Annotated in this window: 10 protein-coding genes; 4 read left to right on the top strand and 6 right to left on the bottom strand. The window is 73.4% G+C overall.

The window, feature by feature from the left end; genetic code table 11:
• A partial coding sequence (locus ACWCSU_RS41830; RefSeq protein WP_364097272.1) for an alpha/beta fold hydrolase occupies positions 1-1,383 on the top strand: 1,383 nt, incomplete at its 5' end.
• A complete protein-coding gene (locus tag ACWCSU_RS41825) occupies positions 1,364-2,632 on the top strand; it encodes an MFS transporter (RefSeq protein WP_357707344.1) in 1,269 nt (422 codons plus the stop codon). The genes ACWCSU_RS41830 and ACWCSU_RS41825, both read left to right, overlap by 20 nt.
• Here the strand turns inward: ACWCSU_RS41825 and ACWCSU_RS41820 are convergent.
• The 5 genes from ACWCSU_RS41820 to ACWCSU_RS41800 form a co-directional block, all read right to left on the bottom strand.
• Positions 2,601-3,620, bottom strand: coding sequence for an LLM class F420-dependent oxidoreductase (locus ACWCSU_RS41820; protein WP_357707342.1), 1,020 nt, complete (start codon positions 3,618-3,620; stop codon positions 2,601-2,603). The genes ACWCSU_RS41825 and ACWCSU_RS41820 overlap by 32 nt on opposite strands.
• On the bottom strand, positions 3,599-4,333 hold the full coding sequence (locus ACWCSU_RS41815) for a thioesterase II family protein (protein WP_364097268.1): 735 nt from the start codon (positions 4,331-4,333) through the stop codon (positions 3,599-3,601). The genes ACWCSU_RS41820 and ACWCSU_RS41815 overlap by 22 nt, the downstream gene beginning before the upstream one ends.
• Positions 4,330-8,334: an amino acid adenylation domain-containing protein gene (locus ACWCSU_RS41810; protein WP_449942173.1), complete on the bottom strand. Its 4,005-nt coding sequence runs from the start codon at positions 8,332-8,334 to the stop codon at positions 4,330-4,332. The genes ACWCSU_RS41815 and ACWCSU_RS41810 overlap by 4 nt, the downstream gene beginning before the upstream one ends.
• On the bottom strand, positions 8,331-8,642 hold the full coding sequence (locus ACWCSU_RS41805; protein WP_357707339.1) for an acyl carrier protein: 312 nt from the start codon (positions 8,640-8,642) through the stop codon (positions 8,331-8,333). Before ACWCSU_RS41805 ends, ACWCSU_RS41810 begins: the two co-directional genes overlap by 4 nt.
• Positions 8,643-8,888: 246 nt before the next feature.
• Positions 8,889-10,034, bottom strand: coding sequence for a serine hydrolase domain-containing protein (locus ACWCSU_RS41800; protein ID WP_449942172.1), 1,146 nt, complete (start codon positions 10,032-10,034; stop codon positions 8,889-8,891).
• Between the two features lie 125 nt (positions 10,035-10,159).
• Between ACWCSU_RS41800 and ACWCSU_RS41795 the strand changes: the two genes are divergently transcribed.
• Both ACWCSU_RS41795 and ACWCSU_RS41790 read left to right on the top strand, forming a co-directional pair.
• Entirely contained in the window at positions 10,160-13,291 is a 3,132-nt protein-coding gene (locus ACWCSU_RS41795) for an ATP-binding protein (protein ID WP_449942171.1), read from the top strand.
• A 42-nt stretch (positions 13,292-13,333) separates the two neighbouring features.
• Positions 13,334-13,816, top strand: coding sequence for a DUF5946 family protein (locus ACWCSU_RS41790; protein ID WP_364097256.1), 483 nt, complete (start codon positions 13,334-13,336; stop codon positions 13,814-13,816).
• A 97-nt stretch (positions 13,817-13,913) separates the two neighbouring features.
• Here ACWCSU_RS41790 and ACWCSU_RS41785 read toward each other — a convergent pair whose 3' ends face one another.
• Complete coding sequence (locus ACWCSU_RS41785) at positions 13,914-16,886, bottom strand: AfsR/SARP family transcriptional regulator (protein WP_449942170.1); 2,973 nt, start codon at positions 16,884-16,886, stop codon at positions 13,914-13,916.
• Positions 16,887-17,024: the final 138 nt, after the last annotated feature.

Here is a 17,024-nt window from a genome sequence, read left to right as displayed (position 1 = left end):
CTCTACAGAACCGGCGACCTCGCCCGCTGGCTCCCCACCGGCGAACTCGAATACCTCGGCCGCACCGACCACCAGGTCAAGATCCGCGGCATGCGCGTCGAACCCGGCGAGATCGAAGCCGTCCTGCGCGCGCAGCCGGGGGTCCGGGACGCGGCCGTCACGGCGTACGAGCACAGCCTGGTCGGCTACGTCGTCGGCGAGGTGCCCGACCTCCAGGACGTCCTGCCCGAGCACCTGATCCCGCGCCGGTGGGTGCGCCTGGACAGCCTTCCGCTCACCCGCAGCGGCAAGCTGGACCGGGCCGCGCTGCCCCGGCCGGAGGCGGCGAGCGGCCGGCCGTACGTGCCGCCGCGCGACGAGGTGGAGGCGCGCCTCGCCACGCTCTACGAAGAGGTGCTGAAGGTGCCCGCGGCCGGCATCCTGGACGACTTCTTCGAGCTCGGCGGCCACTCGCTGAGCGCCCTGCGGCTGGCCGCCCGCATCCGCCAGGAGCTGGGACGGAACCTGCCGGTGGGCACCGTCCTGACCGCGCCGACGATCAGCGCGCTGGCCAGGGTGCTGCGCCAGCCCGAGGACCTGGCGCCGCCGAGCCACGTCGTGCCGCTCAACCCGGACGGCGACCGCACGCCGATCTTCTTCATCCACGCGCTCGGCGGCCAGGTCTTCCGCTACCACCCGATGGCCCGCCGCCTCGGCCCCGACCAGCCGGTGTACGCCATCGCCGCGCGCGGGCTCGTGCCCGGCGAGGAGCCGCACGCCACGCTCGCCGAGATGGCCGACGCCTACGTGGCCGACCTGCTGGAGGTGCGGCCGAAGGGGCCGTACGTGCTGGGCGGGTTCTGCATCGGCGGCAACATCGCGCTGGAGGTGGCCAGGCGGCTGCGCGAACGCGGCGAGCAGGTGCCGCTGGTCGTGCTGCTCTACGCCAACGCCGAGGAGCCCGTGGCCGAGGCGTCGCTGGAGGACGACACGGTCCTGCTGTTCCACGCGCTGGCCGGCGGTCCCGAGGAGACCCTCGGGCTCGACCCGGCCGAACTCGCCGCCCAGTCACCGGAGGAGCGGCTGCTCACGGTCATGGGCGCCGCCTCGGCCGCCGACCGGCTGGCGCCCGACACCGCCGAGGTCGAGCAGGCGCGCCGCTACCTGGCCGTCTTCCGGGCCAACGCGCACGCCGTCGGCGGTTACCGGCACGAGCCCTACGACGGCGACGTCGCGCTCTTCGCGCCCACACGCGAGGACGGCAGCTGGTCCTCCGTCGCCAAGGGACGGCTCGCGCACTACGCGATCCCCGAGGAACGCGTCCCCATCCTGTACGAACCCCTGGTCGCCGGAGCGGCCACCGAGATCAGAAGGTGGATGGATCATGGCATCCCCGACCAGTGAGCGAACGAGCCTCTGGAAGCACCCCGACTTCCTGCGGCTGTGGGCGGGCCAGAGCCTGTCCCAGTTCGGCTCGGCCATCAGCCTCTTCGCGTTCCCGGTGATCGCAGTCACCGTCCTGAACGCCTCCGAGGCCGAGATGGGCGTCGTCGGCTTCCTGCTGCGGCTCCCGATGGTGTTCTTCCTCCTGTTCGGCGTGCTGGCCGACCGGGTGCGCAAGCGTCCCATCCTCATCTGGACGGACGTGGCGCGCTTCGTGCTGCTGATGCTGATCCCCGTCGCGTGGTTCGCCGACATGCTCACGCTGGGCTGGATCTACGGCGTCATCTTCGCCCTCGGGCTGCTCAGCACGCTCTTCCAGACGGCCTACCGCAGCTACTTCCCGTTCCTGGTGCCGCGGGAGAACTTCCTGGAGGGCAACTCCAAACTGCAGCTGACCGAGTCGACCGCCCAGACGTTCGGGCCGGGCCTGGCCGCGGCGCTGCTGAAGGTGCTCGCCGCGCCCGCGCTGCTGATCATCGACGCGGTGTCGTACCTGGCCTCGGCGATCGCGGTGGCGCTGATCAAGCGGCCCGAAGCCCGTCCCGAGCCGGACGACACCACCCCCGGGCAGGTGCACAAGGCGATCTGGCAGGGCATGGGCTGGGTGATGCGGCACGAGCTGATCCGGCCGCTGGCCATCTCCTCGGCCGTGTACTCGCTGTTCATCCTGGGCTCGATGAACTCGATCTACGCCCTGTACGTGATCCGCGACCTGGGCGTGCCCGCGGCCTGGTTCGGCAGCATCCTGGCCGGCGGCGGCGTGGGCGCGATCATCGGTGCGCTGATCGCCGTCAAGGTGATGCGGCGCTACGCGATCGGCAAGGTGCTGGTGTGGTCGATGGTGTACGGCAACCTGGCGCTCTTCCTCATCCCGCTGGCCATCGGGCCGGTCTGGGCCTCGGTGGCCATGCTGGTCGTCGCGCAGCTCGTCAGCGGCGTCAGCTCGCAGATCTTCTTCGTCACCAACACCACGCTGGTGCAGACGATCACCCCGCCGCACCTGCAGGGCCGCGTGGTGGCGTCGATCTACTCGCTGGGCCTGATCCCCGCCCCGCTGGGGGCGCTGGGCGCCGGCCTGCTGGCCGGCGCCCTGGGGACGCGGACGACGCTGTGGGTGGTCATCGCGATCGGCGCGCTGGTGCCGATCGCGGCGATGGCCTGGTCCCCGCTGGCCAAGCTCATCGGGATGCCGGCGCCAGACCAGCAATGAGCCGCAGCTGACGGCTGCGCAGCCGCCGGGTGGGCGTGACCAGGCCGACGATCAGCGTGGTCGCGCCCGCCTCCTGGTAGGCCGCCATCCGCTCGCGCACCTTGCCCGCCGGACCGCACATGGTCATCGCGTCGACGAGCGCGTCCGGCAGCAGCGCCATGGCCTCGCCCTGCCGCCCGTCCAGGAAGGCTTCCTGCATGCGGGCGGCCTCCTGCTCGAAGCCGAGCGTGGCGGCCAGGCGGTTGTAGAAGTTGGTACGGCGCGAGCCCATGCCGCCGAGGTAGAGGGCGAGCATGGGCCGCATCATGTCGTAGGCCAGCTCCTGGTCCTCCTCGACGAGCGTGAGCACCATGGGCGCGATGTCGAGGTCGGCGCCGTTCAGGTGCTTGGCCATCCGGGCCAGGTGGTCGGGCGGGAAGTGGATGGCCAGCCAGCCGTCGGCGAGCTCGCCGGCCAGCGCGACGTTCTTGGGGCCCATCGCGGCCAGGTAGACCGGCAGCCGTTCCTGCACCGGCGAGACGGCCAGCGTCAGCTCCTTGCCCTCGCTGCCGGGCAGGGGCAGCGTCATCGTGTCCCCGTCGTGCCGCACCGGCTCGCCCTGCAGCGCCTTGCGCACCACCTGGAGGTAGTCGCGGGCGCGGGCCAGCGGCCGTTCGAAGCGTTCGCCGTGCCAGCCCTCGACGACCTGGGGGCCGGACAGGCCCACGCCCAGCCGGGCGCGGCCGCCGGAGAGCTGGTCGAGGGTGGCCGCGGTCATCGCGGCGACCACGGGCTTGCGTCCCGTCATCTGGAGCACGCCGGTGCCCAGGGCGATGCGCTCGGTCTGGCCGGCGATCCAGGCCAGCAGGCTGGCCGGGTCGGTCCCGTAGGTCTCGGCCGCCCACACGGACGAATAGCCGAGGGCCTCCGCCTCCCGTACCAGCGCCAGGTGGTCGGCCGGGCCGAGGCCCGCGCCGCCCCAGTAGCTCATGCTGTAACCGAGGCGCATCCCATCTCCTCAACGATCGCGGCGGCCAGGGCGTCCGGAGTCTCCTCGGCCAGCCAGTGGGTGGAGTCGAGCTCCTTCAACGCGGGCGGCTGCGCGCTCTGCCGCCGCCAGCCCAGCAGGCCGCCCCTGGTCAGCGAGGCGTCGCGGGCGCCGTACAGGACGGAGATCGGCACCGGCAGCGGCGGCCCGGGCCGGTGGTGATAGCCGGCCAGCAGCCCGAAGTCGGCGCGCAGCGCCGGTTCCAGCACCGGCCAGAGCGCCTCCCGGTCGGCCAGTTCCGGCGGGACGCCGCCGAGCTCGATCAGCTGCTCCCAGAACAGCCACGACGGCAGCGACGGCAGGCGGCGCAGCAGCAGGGTCACGTCCGGCGCGGCGAACGAGCTCACGACCAGCCGTTCCGGCCGCCCGCCCAGCTCGACCACGCGACGGCAGACGAGAAAGGCCAGCAGCGCCCCGCTGCAGTAGCCGAACAGCGTGTACGGCTCCCGCCACCCGGCGAGCTCGCGCGCCAGGTCGTCGACCAGCCCGTCGAGGTCGGTCCGCGGCTCTTCGGCGAGCCTGGCCTGACGTCCCGGCAGGTTGACCGACCACAGCCCCACCCCGGACGGGAAGTGCCCGGCGAGCTCGCCGAGCGAGGCCGGGCCGCCGCCCGCGTGCGGAAAGGCGACCAGCGCCCGCTCCCCCTCCTTGACCTGGACGAACCACGGCGTCATAGGGCGTCCCCCAGATGTAGGGCCAGTTCGGCCGGCGTCGGATGGTCGAACACGGCCCGTACCGAGACGGCCCGCCCCGCCAGCTCCTCCAGCGGGCCGATCAGCCGGACGGCCAGCACGGAGTGGCCCCCGTTGAGGAAGAAGTTGTCGTGCGGGCCGAGGCCGGGCCGCTTGAGCGCGTCCCGCCACAGCGCCACCACCTGCTGGACCAGCCCGTCGCCGGCCTCCCGCGCCGGGGCGCCGTCCTCGGCGGGCACCACCAGCTCGCGGTAGGCGATCTTCCCGTTGGCGGTGGTGGGCAGTCTGTCGGTGACGATGTACCGGGTGGGGACGGCGTAGTCGGGCAGCCGCGTCCTGGCGAAGCGCCACAGCTCTTCCTCGGCGGCCTGGCCGGTGACCTCGACGAAGGCGGCGAGCCGTCCGTCGGTCTGGGGGTCGCCGTCGAGGATCACCGCGGCCGTGCGCACCGCGTCGTGCTCGTGCAGTGCCGCCTCGACCTCGCCGAGCTCGATGCGGTGGCCGCGCAGCTTGATCTGCCGGTCGTCGCGGCCCAGGAGCTCCAGCGTGCCGTCGTGGCGGATGCGCGCGCGGTCGCCGGTCCGGTAGAACCGGCCGTACCGGTCGTGGTGGCCGAAACGCTCGGCCGTCAGCTCGGGCCGGTCGAGGTAGCCCGCGCTCACCCCCGCACCGGCGACGCACAGCTCGCCCGGCACGCCCGGCGGCAGCTCGCGGCCCGCGGCGTCGGTGACGAAGATCTGGGTGTTGGCCAGCGGCTCGCCCGCCGGGACCGGGTCGAGCGGCGGCTCGCGCAGCTCGGCGGCGGTGGACCAGATGGTGGTCTCCGTCGGCCCGTAGACGTTGAAGACCCGGCAGCCCAGCTCCAGCAGGTCCCTGGCCAGGGCGGCGGGCATCGGCTCGCCGCCGCACAGCACCGTGCGTCCGGCCAGCTCCCGCCCGGCCTCCGGCGCGATCAGCCGCCACGCGGTCGGCGTGGCCTGCACGACCTGGACGCCGGTCGCGGCGATCAGCTCCAGGAACCTGCCCGGCTGGAGCTGGTCCTCGTCCGAGGCCACCACCACGGTGCCGCCGGAGGCCAGCGGCAACAGCAGTTCCAGCCAGGAGATGTCGAAGGAGGTGGTGGTGGACCACAGGACGCTCGTGGGCGCGCCCAGCCGGTCGGCGAAGTCGAGCACGAGGTTCGTCAGGTTCCCGTGCGTGACGCGCACGCCCTTGGGCCGTCCGGTGGAGCCGGAGGTGTAGATGACGTAGGCGATGTCTCCGTACTCGGCGGGTCCGGGTTGTCCGAGCGTGCCGGGCATCGGCACGACCGGCGTCTCCCCCGCCCAGTCCGGCCGGCCCGCCGTGACGACCAGCCGCGCGCCCGAGTCGGCCACCTGGAAGGCGAGGCGCGACTCCGGTTGCCGCACGTCCAGCGGCAGGAACGCCGCTCCCGCCTGCCACACGCCGAGCACCGCCGCCACCAGGTCCGCCGAGCGCCCCAAACCCAGGGCGACGACGTCGCCGTGCCGGATCCCGCGTTCGCGCAGCAGGTCACGGACCGCGGCCGCGCGCCCCAGCAGCTCGTCGTAGGCGACCTCGCGCCCGTCCTCGCGCACCGCGACGGCCGGGCCCGGCAGGATGCGCTCGGCCAGGGTGCCGGGCCAGGCGCGGTGGGTGTCGTTGACCCGGTCGAGCAGCGCCCGGTCCGCAGGGGAGAGCACGTCCGGCACCCGGCCGCGGGCCGCCTGCCGCACCACCGCGCACATCCTGGCCGTGAACGCCTCGATCTCGTCCTCGTCGTGCACCTCGGTGCTGTGCACCATGCGGACGGTGAGCCGGTCCGGCTCCTGGATGACGTTGCACTGCATGTCCAGGCGGCTGCGGTCGATCAGGTTGTCGACGTACCCGGGCACCTCGCCCTGGACGTGCACCTTCTCGTCGCTCCAGGGCCGGTAGTTGAACATGTGCCGGAACAGCGGGACCCGCCAGTCGTCCGTGCCGTGCCCGCGGCGGGTCAGCACCGCCTCCACCGAGGCTCCGGCGTGCTCGACGCCCTCCGCGAACGCCTCCTCCACGCGCCTGGCGACCTGCTCGAAGTCGTCGTCCAGCTCGACGTGGACGCGCAGCGGCAGTGTGCTCACCGCGTAGCCGACGCGTCTGTGCTCCTCGCCCGTCTTCGTGCTGACCGGCATGCCGATCACCAGGTCCGGGCCCGCCCCGTGCCCGCGCAGCGTCAGCAGGAAGGCGGTGGCCAGCACGATGTTGCCGGTGGTGCGCAGCGTGGTGCGCAGCTCGTCCAGGGCCGCCACCGTCTCGGCGTCGACCAGCCATGAGCAGGTGTGCCCGGCGAACGTCGGACGGCCCGGCGAGTGCCTGCTCCCCGGCAGCACCATGGCCGCCGGGTCGACGCCGTCGAGCCGGTCCAGCCAGTAGCCGATCGACTCCTCCGGCGGCTCCCCCGGCTCCAGCATCGGCGCGGGCCCCGCCAGCTCGGGGGGCAGCGAGCCGTGCCCGGTCTGGCTGTCGTAGAAGCGGCCCAGCTCCTCCACCAGGAGCTGCATGGAGGTGCCGTCGATGACGATGTGGTGGCCGGCCAGGCACACCACGGTTCCCGCGCCGTCGGGCAGGGTGAAGTGGCCCACCCTGATGAGCAGGTCGCGACCCAGGTCGAAGGGCTCGTCCAGGAACGACTGGAGGTCGGCGACCAGCGTCTCCTCGGTCGTGGCCCGCGTCTCGACCTTCAGCTGGGCGTCCTGGGGGGCCACCAGGTGCCGGACGGGGGCCCCGTCCACCACGGGGAACCGCAGGCGCAACGCCGGATGCCGCTTGACCAGCCGGTTCGCCGCGATCTGCAGCGGCAGCCTGCGCAGCGGCGTGTCGAACCTGAGCGCCACCGCCAGGTTGGAGACGCCGCTGTCCGGCGCGAGCTGCTCCAGGACCCAGAACGAGTACGGCACCGCCGACAGCGGGCGCGGCTCCTCCACGGAGGCGGGCAGCTCCGGCTGCGGCCTCGGGATGGGGACGCGTTGCAGCGGGTGATCGGGGTCGAGCGCGGCCCAGTCCACCCCGCCGCCGCCCGTCCAGAACCGGGCCACGGCGGCCAGCAGCCCCGCGAGATCGTCGCCTGCCCGGACCTCGGCTACGGCGGTCGTTCCCGCGAGGTCGTCATCTGCCCGGACCTCGGCTCCGCCGGTCGTTCCCGCGAGGGCGGCGAGCGCCTCCTCCGGCGCGGGGTGCCCGGCGAGGAGCTCCGGGGCCGGGACCTCCGCGAGCACGCCCCAGGCGGTCAGGGTGGCGGCCAGCCCGTAGGCGGCGGCGAACTCGCGTGACAGCTCGGCGCCGCGCGCCGCGAAGACCTCTTCGCACACGTCCACGGCCTCGGTGAACACCCGCTCCACGCCGTACAGGCCGGACGCCTCGGCGGAGAGGGCCAGGCGGACCGGCCCCTGCTCGTAGGCGTGCTCCCGGCCCAGCGCGGAGGCTGCCTCCGCGGCGCTCCGGCAGACCACCGCGCCTCTGACGGGGTGGTGGACGCGTCCCTGCTGCAGGGTTCCCACGACGTCGGCGAAGCGGTCCTCCGGCAGCCCGGCGAGGAAGCCGGCCAGGCTCCGCCGCACCGACTCGGCCTCCTCGCGGGTACGGCCGGACCACACCACGACCCGCGGACGGCCGTCGCCCGGGGCGTGCACCTGCGGAAAGCCGTCCTCGACCGCCAGGTCGTCGGGCCAGATCACCCGGTGCACCAGGTCGCCGTCGAGCAACGCCCGGTCGAGCAGCCGCAGGACCAGGGTGCCGCGCAGCGTGCCCGGCGGCAGCTCGCCGGCGTCGGTCACGGCCAGCTCGCACTCCCCGGCCAGCAGCGCCGCGCACGCCTTGCCCACCCCGCCGTACGTCCGGACGACCTGCGCCCCCGGATCGTGCCCGGCCTCCTCGGCCGCCCCGGCCTCCAGCGGGAAGCGCCCCACCGCGATCACCGCGACGGGCTGTTCGTGTGAGGTCACCGACCTTCCTCGCGAATCCTGGCGCGCACGTCGCGGCGGCTGCCGCCCAGCGGACGGCGACGGGCGCCGTCCTGCCTGGCGGGGGCGGGCGCCTGGCCCTGCGCGATCAGGTGCGAGAGGGCCCGCAGGTTCGGGTGGGTGAACATGGCGGTGACCGGCAGGCTCAGACCGAGCTCGCCGGTGATCTCCTCGTGCAGCTCGACCAGGGCGAGCGAGTCGAACCCGGCTTCAAAGAAATTGAGATCGGGATCGAGAGCGCGGCCTAACCTGCGCTCCACAAGAGATGCAACCGCGTCGGCCTGGGTCATCCGGCGTCCTTCGTCTCGCCTGCGATCGGACGGGATCACCGTCCGCCTGCCAGCATCCTTCCCGAGCGCCACAATGGACCACAAGCCCGTATTTATCGGGATTTCGGACACGCAAAAAGTGTGCGACGCCGCTCCACCGGTTCCGACCGGCGTACGAGCACGCGCCGGGTACGGACGCTCGCCCGCCGTGCACGCCCCCGAAGGGCGGCGCCTGATTTCCGGCGCCCCCCTTCGGTCCGTCGCGGCTCAGGCGCCGACGGAGACGCCGAACTCCGCCTCGACGAGCTGGAACATGACGTCCCACGTCTTCCACTCGGTGTTGGTGTGGACGGCGACGGTGTGCCGGCCGTCGGAGGTGCCGATCACGAGGAGCCAGGACCCCCAGAGGCTGCCGCCGACGCCGCGCAGCGTCCGTCCGCCGGTCGCCTGCGGGTCGAGCTCGAACAGGCCGAGGCCGTAACGCGCGTACGGCATCCAGTGGCTGCCCTCGGTCGGGACGGTGGTCCACATCTGCCGGTGTTGTGCGGGCGGCAGCAGGCTCCCGGTGGACATCGCGTCGAGGAAGCGGATCATGTCGCCGGTCGTGGAGACGACGTTGCCGGCCGACCAGCCCAGGGAGGTGTTGAACTCGGTGACGTCCAGGGGCGGCAGGCCGGGCTCCTCCATCATCGACTCCCAGTTCTCAGGGGTGATCGTCGACGGGTCGACGCCGTCCTTGAAGAACATGGTGGAGTAGGCGCGCGGGTGCGGGGCGGGGTAGCCGGTGTCGTCGAGGGGGCGCACGCGGGTGTGGGTCAGGCCGAGCGGCCGGATGACCCGGCGGTCGACCTCCTGCTCGTAGGTGCTGCCGGTGACCTTCTCGATGACGGCCCCGGCGAGGTGGAAGCCGCCGTTGGAGTAGGCGAACCGTTCGCCGGGTTCGCCTACCGGAGGCTGGGAGGTCGCCACCCTCAGCAGCTCGCCGGTGGTGAAGGCGTCGAAGCGGTGCCGGAGGATTCCGGAGCGGGTGGCGTAACGGTGGCTGACCTCGGGCGCCAGGCCCGTGGGGAACAGGCCGCTGGTGTTGCTGAGCAGGTGCCGGATGGTGATCTTGTCGCCGTCGTAGCCGTTGGCGTCCAATACGCCCGGCAGCCACGTGTTCACCGGGTCGTCGAGGCCCAGCCTGCCCTCGGCCTCCAGGCTCAGCAGTACGGCGGCGGTGAACGCCTTGCCGCTGCTGCCCGTGTGCACGTGCTCGCCCGGCCGGCGTGCGGCGCCGGTTCTCAGATCGGCCACGCCGGCGGTGGCGAACCAGGTCCGGTCGCCGTCCTTGACCTCGGCGACGATGCCGGGGATGCCGGCCTCGGCCACCGCCCGGTCGAGCACCCGCTGAACTCTTTCGCGCGTTGCCATCGCACTGCCCTTCTGTGGTCTGTCCTGTACGCCCTCCACAGTGCCGACCAGCGCTTCCATGCCTCTTAGATCGCTCTTTCAGCCGACATCGCACTGCTTTCGACGACGTCGTACCCTTTGCCCTTGTGCGGATCGAGGTGCTGGGACCGGTTCGGGCCTTCACCCGTGACGGCGCGCCCGTCGACGCCGGCGGCGTGATGGTGCGCGCGCTGCTGGCCCGGCTGGCGCTGGCCGGAGGCGGGACCGTACCGGCCGGCACCCTCGTCGACGACCTGTGGGGCGCGCGCGGGGGCACCGTCAACGCGCTGCACGGCCTGGTGCACCGGCTGCGCAAGGCGCTGGGCGAGACCGGGGTCCTGGAGTGGACGGGCGGCGGATACCTCCTGCACGTGCGCGCCGAGGACGTCGACGCCTGCCGTTTCGAGGACAGGGCCAGGCGCGGCGGTCGCGAGCTGGCCTCGGGCTCCGCGCGGCGAGCAGGCTCGCTGCTGGAGGAGGCGCTGGCGCTGTGGCGGGGAGAGGCGCTGGCCGACGTGCGCGACGCCCCCTTCGCCGGTACGGCGGCGCCACGCCTTGAGGAGTTGCGCGTCGCGGCCGTCGAGGACCGGTTCGAGGCGCAGCTGCGCCTGGGACGCCACGACGACGTCCTGGCCGACATGGCGGCCATGGCCGCCGCCCACCCGTTGCGTGAACGGCTGGCCGGGCTGCGCATGCGCGCCCTGCACGCGGCGGGCCGCCGGTCCGACGCGCTGGCCGTGTTCGAGCAGGTCCGCGGCACGCTCGCCGAGGAACTGGGGGTCGACCCGTCCGAGAGGCTGCGCGACACGCAGCTGGCCGTGCTGCGCGGCGAGCCGGAGCGCCGCGAGCCGGACCAGACCCGGCCGCAGGCGGCGCGGGGACGGCTGCCGGCCCCGCTGACCAGCTTCGTCGGCCGGGCGGACGAACTGGGGCTGCTGGCCGGTTCGCTGGAGACCTCCCGGCTGGTCACCGTCGTGGGGCCGGGAGGGGTGGGCAAGACCCGGCTGGCGATCGAGGCGGCGAGCCGCCATCGAGCCCGTCAGCGGGGCCGCGTCTGGCTCGTCCTGCTGGCCGGGGTGACCACGGCCGGCGGGCTGCCCGAGGCGGTGCTGGGCACGCTCGGCCCCGCCGGCGTGCAGCCTTCCGGCACGCCTCTGGAGCGGGTGGTCGGCCTGCTGGCCGGCGGCGAGGGCGTGCTGGTGCTCGACAACTGCGAGCAGATCGCCGGCCCGGTCGCGGAGTTCGCCGGGCACCTGCTGGAGCGCCTGCCGTACCTGACCGTCCTGGCCACGAGCCGGGAACCGCTGGAGGTGATGGGCGAGGCGCTGTGCCGGCTGGGCCCGCTCGGCCTGCCGCCGGCACACGCGGACGCCGCCCAGGCCGCCGGGTCGGACGCGGTGCGCCTGTTCCGCGATCGCGCGACGGCCGTCCAGCCCGGCTTCGCCCTGGACGCCGCCGGCACGGCCGCGGTCGTGGACATCGTGCGCCGGCTGGACGGGCTGCCCCTGGCCCTCGAACTGGCCGCCGCGCGGCTGCGGACCATGAGCGCCGAGCAGGTCGCCACGCGGCTGGACGACCGCTTCCGGCTGCTCAGCACCGGCAACCGGGCCGCGCAGCCCCGCCAGCAGACCCTCCACGCGGTCATCGAATGGAGCTGGGACCTCCTCACCGACCAGGAACGCGTGCTCGCCCGCCGGATCTCGATCTTCCCGGGGCCCACCGGGACGGCCGCGATCGAGGCGGTCTGCTCCGACGGGACGCTGCTCCCTGCCGTCGAGGTCGCCGATCTGCTGGACTCCCTGGTCGGCAGGTCGATCGTGGAGCGGTCCGGCGACGCGTACCGGATGCTGGAGACCATCCGCGCCCATTCGGCCGGCAAGCTTCGCCAGGCGGGCGAGGCCGAGGCCGTCCTGCGCGGGTTCGTCCGGCACTTCGCCGATCTGGCCGCGGGGCACGAGCGGTCGTTGCGCTCGGAAGGGCAGGCGGAGGCGCTGCGGCTGTTCCAGGCCGAACACGACAACCTGGTGTTCGCCCTGCACACGGCCATCGACGCCGGCGACGCCCACACGGCCGCCCGGCTCCTCGGCCCGCTGTACTGGTACTGGGTCGTGCTCCGCTACGACGCCCGGGCCGGCTCCTACGTCGCCAAGGTGGCCGCGTTCGGCGACGCGCTGCCCGCCGACGCCCGGGCCGCGTTCACCGCGATCCACCTGGTGGCCGGCGAGGGCGGGCCGATCCAGGACCCCGAGCGCCTGCGCGCTCTCGTCGACGACTGCGCGCGCACGGGCGCGCTGCGGCGCCATCCGATGCTGCTGACGGTCGTGCTGCCCATGGCGGCGGTGATCGGGCCGCAGGAGCTGGTCGACCGGGAGATCGCCCGCGTGCGCGACGGCTCGGACCGCTGGGCGACCGCCTGCACCCTCATGATCGAAGCCATGCGTCACCGGCAGCGGGGCGACCGGGCGAACTCCGCGACCGCGATGGCGGCGGCGCAGCGCGCGTTCGAGGAGACCGGCGACCGATGGTGGACGGCCAAGGCCCTGTACGGGCTGGCGCAGATCCACGCCGTCGGCGGCGAACACGACCAGGCGATCGCCGCCTACGAGCGCACCATCGCGATCGCCGCCGATCTCGGCTCGCAGGACGAGGTCTCGGCCCGGCTCGGGCTCGCCGCCGAACGCATGCGCACCGGCGACCTCACCGGCGCCGGGCACGACATCGAAGCCGCCGAACGGGCGGCCTGGGAGCGGGGTCAGCCCGTCCTGGAGATCGACGTCCTGGGCAGGCGGGCCGAGCTGTGCCGCCGCCGCGGCGACATCGAACGGGCCGGCCGGGAGCTCGACCGCATCGAGACGCTCGCCCGCCAGGCCCGCATCGCCCCGGAGACGATCGCGAACCTCCTGACGCCCGCCAGGATGTCGAACCTCCTCACCGCCGGGGAGGCCGCGGCCGCGCGGGCGTTGCTGCCCGGGGCCGTCCGGGCCGCGCGGGCGACCATGGACGTCCCCTCGGCCGCTCATCTCCTGGCCCGGCTGCTGTTCCTGGAGGACGACCCGGCCGGCGCGACCACCGCGCTCGGCCTGAGCCAGGCCATCCGCGGCACCTTCGACCACGGCGACATCGAACTGCGCGCTTTGGCGGACACGCTCGCGTCCCGTCTCGGCCGTCCCGCCTACGACACCGCCTACCAGCAGGGCGCCGCCTTGCCTCCTGACGAGGCCGCCGACCGGCTGAGGTAATCTCGTCGACAATGTCCTTCCCGGCCGCCTATCGTGCGGATCATGGCGGACAGTCCTGACGTGGGTCGGTGTGAGTGCGGCGCGGCCGCAGGCCCGTTGGGCACCTGCGTGGACTACTACCACGCCGTCCTCGCCGAAGAACAGGCCGATGCTCGGATGTACAGATGGCACCCGCTGGTGGTCTGTGCGTTTCTCCTGCAGCATCCTTCCCGGGCTCACCCGAGGCATCTCGACGGCCAGTTCCGCCAACTGCAGCTCTACGTCGATCAGGGTCTTGACGCGCTGCTTCGCGTGGGGGCCCGCCAGGTGGCGCGGAACAAGCACGGAGGGCACCAGGACGTGGAGCTGTTGGCAGCGTACGCGCCGCTCCCACCGGGCGGACCGCCCGCGTCCTTCCGTGCCACCTTCTGCGGCCTCCCGGCCGGGGACGGCAGTTTCGTGTCCGATGGGCATCCGGCATACGGCCACCGCATCGAGACCATCGCCGAGGCGACCGTGGAGTCCTGGAGATCCGTCCAGGACTGACCGGGGGTGCGCGTCGGGAAGTGGTGGCCGGAGGGGAGTTCGGCGAGGGGCAGGCGTCCTCGGCGGTCTTCGGGATCAAGTGGCGACCGCCCGGCGGTCACGTCCCTTCGCCGGGACGGGCGGGCGGGGGCGACAGGTGGGTGCGGACGCGGGCCAGCACGGCGAGGGCCCGCTGCTCCCACACCGCGTCGCCGGTCTGGGACAGCAGCGACAGCGCCTGCTGCACCGAGCTGTGCGCCTCGTCGACGCGCCCGGCGTCGCAGCACAGTTCCGCCAGGACGACGCGGCACCGCCCGGACAGGGTCCGCTCCCCGCATCGCTGGGCGAGGGCGAAGGACTGTTCGACCGTGCCGACCGCCTGGTCGTACCGGCCCTCCCGGTGCTGGACCATGCCGATGCCGAGGAGGGCGGCGGCCTCGGCGAGCCGGTCGCGGCCCAGCCTGGCCTCCTCCAGCGCCAGCGAGAAGTGCATCTCCGCGCGTTCCAGATCGTCGTCAGCCAGGTACAGGTTCCCCTGCTGCTGCCGGATCCGTACCTCGACGAGCCGGCAGCCGACCTCCCAGACCAGCCGCAGCGCGTTCTCCAGCAGCTTCCCGGCCCGGTCGCGGTCGCCGCGGTCGATCATGATCCCGGCCAGCCGGCACAGGACGTCGGCCTCGGTGACCGGGTCGTCGAGGTCGCGGAGCAGGGCGACCGACTCCTCGTACCGGCTGACCGCCAGGTCGGAGTGTCCGCGCAAGTGGTCCAGGGCGCCGAGGTGGCGCAGGCCCAGGGCACGGCCGTGGGCCTCGCCGACCTCGGTGAACACTCGCATCGCGAGGCCGAGGTGGGCGCGCGCCTCGTCGAAGCGTTGTTGTTCGAGAGCCAGCACGCCCAGCGAGTACAACATCGCCGCCTCGCCGCGACGGTTGTTCTGCGCGCGGCAGGCCTCCAGCGCCGCCTCGTGCGTGGAGCGCCAGTCGTCCCAGGCGCACCGTGCCTGGAGGAACGGCACGACGGTCAGGGACAGGTCCCAGCTGGTCTCCGGGTATCCGTGGGTGGCCGCCTGCCGGGCCGCGGTCGTGATCGCGGCGTGTTCCTGGCCGAACCACTCGGCCGGTTCGGCCAGCAGCTGGTCCACCAGGTCCTCGGGCAGGGCCCAGCGCGGGGTCCGGCCGTGGATGCGCGCGTAGTCGCCGCCGTGCTCGCGCCGGTGCGCCTGCTCGGCCAGCGTCAGCCACGCGGCGAGGGCGCGGCCCAAAGCGGCGTGCTGCTCGTCCTCCGGTTCGGCGGCCAGCAGCTCGCGTGCGTAGAGCAGCACCCGATCCGGCATGGCGTAGCGGGAGAAGACGCCGTGCCCGCGGACCACGTCGATCAGGTGGGCGTCGACCAGGATCTCCAGGGCGGCGCTGTGGTGCCCCTCGCCGAGCAGCGGCGCGGCGATCCAGACCGGGAAGTCCTGGACGGTGAGCACGCCCAGCAGCCGGAACAGCCGGCGGGCGGGCGCGGGCAGCCGTTCGTACGTCGAGGCCAGGCTGTCCCGCACACTGAGCGTGCCGTAGCTGAGCTCGTCGAGCCGGTGTTCCCCGGCCGAGAGCAGATCGACCAGCTGGGCCACCGACCAGTGCGGCCGCCCGGCCAGCCTGGCGGCCACGATGCACAGGGCCAGCGGCAGCCGTCCGCACAGGGTGACCAGCTCCAGCGCGGCGGTCGGCTCGGCGAGGATGCGCGCCTGGCCCACCACGTTCGTCAGCAGGTCGATGGCGTCCTGGAGGCTCAGCGGGTCCACTTCGACGACGTCGGCGCCGCGGATGCCGGCGAGCCGCCACCGGCTGGTGATGATCAGGCCGCAGGAGCTGGAGCCGGGCAGCAGCGTGGCCACCTGGGCGTCGTCGGCCGCGTCGTCGAGCATGATGAGGATGCGGCGGTCGGCGATGCGGCTGCGGAACAGGGCCGCGCGTTCCTCCACCGACTCCGGGAGCAGGTAGCCGGGCACGCCGAGCATGGCGAGCATGCGCTCCAGCGCGCGGTGGGCGGTGATCGGCATGCCCTTCTCGCTGAGCGACAGGTAGAGCTGGCCGTCGGGGTAGGCGTCGTAGAGCTGGTGGGCGATGTGCACGCCCAGGGCCGTCTTGCCGACGCCGGGCGGCCCGGTGAGCACGGCCACGGGCGGGGTGTGCGGCCGTTCGCCGTGCGACACGACGGCGGCGAGCTTGGCGTGCAGGCGGCTGACGTACGTCTGCCGTCCGACGTAGTGCGGGCTGTCGGTCGGCAACGTCCGGGGCGCGACGTACGGCGCCGACACGGTGCTGAAGGCGGCCGGCGGGGCGTGCGGGGAGACCGGCGGCGCGGGCGCCGGCGGCGGGGCGCTCGCCGCGGCGCCGTCGGTGAGGATGACCCGTTCGGCGGTCCGCAGTTCCTGCCCGGGTTCCAGTCCGAGCTCGTCGATCAGCCGGCTGCGGACCACCTGGAACTGCGACAGCGCCTCGGCCTGCCGGCCGGAGCGGTAGAGCGCGATCATGAGCAGGCTCCAGAGCCGCTCGCGCAGCGGGTGGCTCTCCGCCCTGGCGGTCAGCTCGTGCAGCACCTGATGGTGGTGGCCCAGTTCCAGTTCGAGCTCGAAGCGCTGCTCCAGGACGTCCAGGCGGCGTTCGGCCAGCCGGGCCGCGGCGGCCTCGACCAGTTCGCCCTCGACACCTGCCAGGGGCTCCCCCTGCCACAGGGCCAGGGCCCGGCGCAACGCCTCGGCGGCGGCTTCGGTGTCGGAGCGTGCCCTGGCCGCGGCGGCCTCCTGCACGAGCCGGTCGAAGATGTGCAGGTCGACGCTGTCGGCGGGGGCGAGCAGCTGGTAGCCGGGCGCCTTGGTCACGATCCGCGCGGGCAGCGCCGCCCGTCTCAGCAGCCGCCGCAGGCCGGAGATGCAGGTGTAGATCTGGCTGCGGACGGTCGAGGGAGGCGCGTCCGACCAGACCGCTTCGATGAGACGGTCGACCGACACCACGTGGTTGACGTCGAGCAGCAGCATCGCGAGTACGGCGCGGTGCCGGGGGGCGGTGATCTCGACGGGTGCTCCGTCGGTGGTGATCTGCACTGGGCCGAGAATCCTGAAGTGCACGCCGCCGCCCCATCCGTCCACATATCTCGATTCCTATCGATGAGATATCACATGGAGGTGAAAATCGCGCCTAACAGAGGAAAGGCAGGCTAAACAGTGCACTAGCGGCAAATT

The sequence above is a fragment of the Nonomuraea sp. NPDC001699 genome (assembly GCF_053596455.1).
This window is presented reverse-complemented; position numbering and strand designations above follow the sequence as displayed.